At 58.4% G+C, this 3005-nt stretch carries 3 protein-coding genes and 2 pseudogenes; 1 reads left to right on the top strand and 4 read right to left on the bottom strand.

Annotated elements, in window-relative coordinates:
- Positions 1-134, bottom strand: a pseudogene (locus tag B3605_RS16480) (phosphopantetheine adenylyltransferase); the annotation flags it as partial.
- A 161-nt stretch (positions 135-295) separates the two neighbouring features.
- Here B3605_RS16480 and B3605_RS16475 point away from each other — a divergent pair.
- Complete coding sequence (locus B3605_RS16475; protein WP_183796209.1) at positions 296-472, top strand: hypothetical protein; 177 nt, start codon at positions 296-298, stop codon at positions 470-472.
- A gap of 576 nt (positions 473-1048) precedes the next feature.
- On the opposite strand, the gene B3605_RS16470 is transcribed toward B3605_RS16475, so the two are convergent.
- The 3 genes and pseudogenes from B3605_RS16470 to B3605_RS16460 all read right to left on the bottom strand — a co-directional run.
- Complete coding sequence (locus tag B3605_RS16470) at positions 1049-1540, bottom strand: GNAT family N-acetyltransferase (RefSeq protein ID WP_112945833.1); 492 nt, start codon at positions 1538-1540, stop codon at positions 1049-1051.
- A 28-nt stretch (positions 1541-1568) separates the two neighbouring features.
- A complete protein-coding gene (locus tag B3605_RS16465) occupies positions 1569-2177 on the bottom strand; it encodes an ABC-type transport auxiliary lipoprotein family protein (RefSeq protein ID WP_112945834.1) in 609 nt (202 codons plus the stop codon).
- A 16-nt stretch (positions 2178-2193) separates the two neighbouring features.
- Positions 2194-3005, bottom strand: a pseudogene (locus B3605_RS16460) (MCE family protein); the annotation flags it as partial.

Genomic DNA, 3005 nt, shown 5'->3' with positions numbered 1-3005 from the left:
ACATTCAGCGCCTGGACGAGCACGTCAACATGTCCGTTCGTGATCGGGTCGAAAGACCCCGGATAGAAAGCTGTCGTCATTGGCCCCGGCCATTTGTTTCGACGCCTTTTGTCACGGATAAGGCCTTGCCGCAAGTCATTTGCCCCAAGCTCCACCCACGTGCAACCGGTGCTCGCCCGACGACTGAATGCCGGATGAACGGCCCATTCAAGGCCGCTTCAGCCGCGATCTCTATAACAGGATGCATCAACGCCGCCGATGCCGACAGGGATCGGTTCACTCCTGGAAACCCACGATGCTCATCCTGCTTGTCATCACCTCCGTCGCCCTCTCCCTCGCCTTCGAATTTGTCTACGCCTACGTCCTGGAGATGCGTGACGCGGCATGGGTACGCAGCGACGTCAGGGAACATCACGAGATCATACGCGTTATGGGTCGCGTCTCCTTTAAACCGATTAGAGAAGACGCATAAACCGATTTAGGAAGATGAACGCCAGATGAACGAGGCATTCAAAGAGGCTTCAGATCGGCGTTGGTAAACGACTTGTCAATGTCCTGCGGAACCAATTCCAAACGGACGCGTTCTTTCAATCGAAGCGTTGCGCAAATAGGCGCTACAAGGAAGATGAATATGCCAAACAAGATTACCATGATTAACGCAGTATGGATGGTAATGATGACGGGTATGCTTGCAGCAACTGTTGCGCTTTATGATCAGAAGGTAGATGCGTCCAAAGTATACGGCCCTTATGCGTCGGCTCGTACGACCGTTGTGAGCCAATACTAAGGGACGTGAAAGCAAAATCCTGGAGGATTGCTTATGTTCACGATCTTGACTGTGCTTACTGCCCTTATCAGCATCATGTTTATCGTATCTGTGGCATCGACCGTGACCGCCCTGCGGCGCGAAACCGAGGAAGATAAGAGACTACATGGCAAGCATAGCGTCTTTTGATCGGCTCTGAGCAGCCCGACAGCTGAAATACGAAAAGGCCGAGCGGCTCCCAGCGCTCGGCCTTTTCGCGTATTGAGGAAGATGAACAAAACGTCAGTCGACGATCCGCCTGACCATGATGACGTCATCGACCTCGCGGTCGCCTTCCAGCACGCCACCCGGTATCAGCCCCGCCTGGGCAAACCCCGCATTCCGATAAAAGCTGATCGCCGCCGGGTTCTCGGCGCTGGCCGTCAGTTCGAGCTGACGAATGCCGTGTTGCCGGGCATAGTCCACGACATTATCGAGCAGGTCGCGCGCCAGCCCCGTTCCGCGCTTCTCCCGACACACATAGACCATGATGATCGTGGCGCGATGCGCCATCTTTCCGGCCCGCTGTCGCAGCAGCCCCATGATAGCCACGGGCTCGTTACCGTCGAAAGCAAGAAAGACGGGGTCGGCGAGCAATCGCCGCCGCCATTCATCGTCGGGAAGGTTTGCCCATTCGTCGAAGCTGCTGGCAAAGGCGGATGGCTCCAGGCGCAGCGCCTCGAGCCGGATGCGTTTGAACGCTTCCACATCGTCAGCGCCCAGAATCCTGATCATGCCGCTCTCCCAAACAGCTTCCGATCGATCAGATCGACTTCAGCGTCCAGTCGACGATCTCGCTGGTGACGCCGGCGAATGCGCGGTCGAGCGCCTTGACGAAAGCCTCGTTGGAGCCGCCACCTGTCGGTACCGTCTGCGAGAACACCTTCTGCGCCCGCACCGATCCGTTGCGATCGTTGAGGATCTTGGCCGAGATCTCGACCACGGCCTGGCTGCCACCACCGGTGCGGATCTCGAAGGCGCGAATGTCGGTGACGACCTGATAGTCGATCGCCAAACCCTGCCCGGGAACACCGACGCCGCCGAGCTTGCCGGAATTCTCATAGGCCTCGACGAGCTTGGCCTGAACCATGCGCGGAAGCTTGTCGCTCCACTGCGCCTTGGCGAGATACTGGATCTCGGAAGACGAGACCTTGATGACGATCTGCTCGCTGTTCAGCGCCTGCAGAGCCGTCGGCTGCTGCACCAGGATCTGACGTCCCTTCGCCGAAGGGCCGCTGCCGCTGACAGGCGCGGAGAGATCATAGGTATCGTTCTTGGCCGCCGTCCCGCATCCCGACAATGCCAGAGCAAGAAGCGGCAGAGCGAGCATAGTCTTCATAAGACGCGAACGACGCATATCCGACACAGCCATATGTTGACTTCCCCTGTTAACGCCTGGTCCGGCCATCATATTGTTTCACTGTGTCCCCGCCGAAGATCAGTCGCTGCGGGTCCTTGTCGAAATTGCTGATCGCATCGTTCAAATTCTGCACCGTCAGACGCGCATCGTTGATCAGCGCCTGAACGTTCTGCAGGCCGCCGCTCGAGAATTTCTGCAGATTGTCGGCGATCGGTCCAATGCGGCTGTTCAGATTGTCCGCGACCTTCTTGAACGAATCCAGCGTCTCGCGCGCCTGCGTGAACATCGACTGCGTACTGTCGTCTCCAAGCAGCGTATCGAGTTTCGCCAGGATGCCGTCGACGCGGGTCGAAGCGGCGTTCAGCTTGTTGGCCATCTGGGTGACGTTCTGGATCGTCGAATCGATGTCCTTCTGGTGCGAATTCACCGTGTTGGCGACATCCTTGATCGAGGCCACCGCCGCGCGCGCATCCTTGGTAGTCTGCGCGATGTCATCCACGGAACCCCTCACCTTCGCCGGGTCGATCTGCGCCACCAGCGTGTCGACCTTGTCGAGCGTCGCCTGCGCCTTCTTGCCGAAGTCGTTGTAGGTGGTGGCCGTCTCCTGGAACTTCTGGATGGCGTCCTTCAGGCCGCCCGAGGCATCGGCGACATTGCGGCTCACCGTCTCCGCGTTCGAGAGGATCGTATCGATCTTCTTGGCATCAACCGTCTTCACCAGCGATTCGATCGCAGCCAGCGTCGAGTCGACGCGGCCCGACACGTTGCGCACGGTGTCGGAAAGCTGGCCCACGCTCTGGAGGAAGCTGTCGATATTGCCGGAATTCTTGGCCAGCGCAT

This window comes from Rhizobium sp. UBA1881 (genome assembly GCF_002338015.1).
Taxonomy (GTDB): Bacteria; Pseudomonadota; Alphaproteobacteria; order Rhizobiales; family Rhizobiaceae; genus Rhizobium.
Note: the sequence above shows the minus strand (reverse complement) of the source record. Positions and strands in the feature narration are given on the sequence as shown.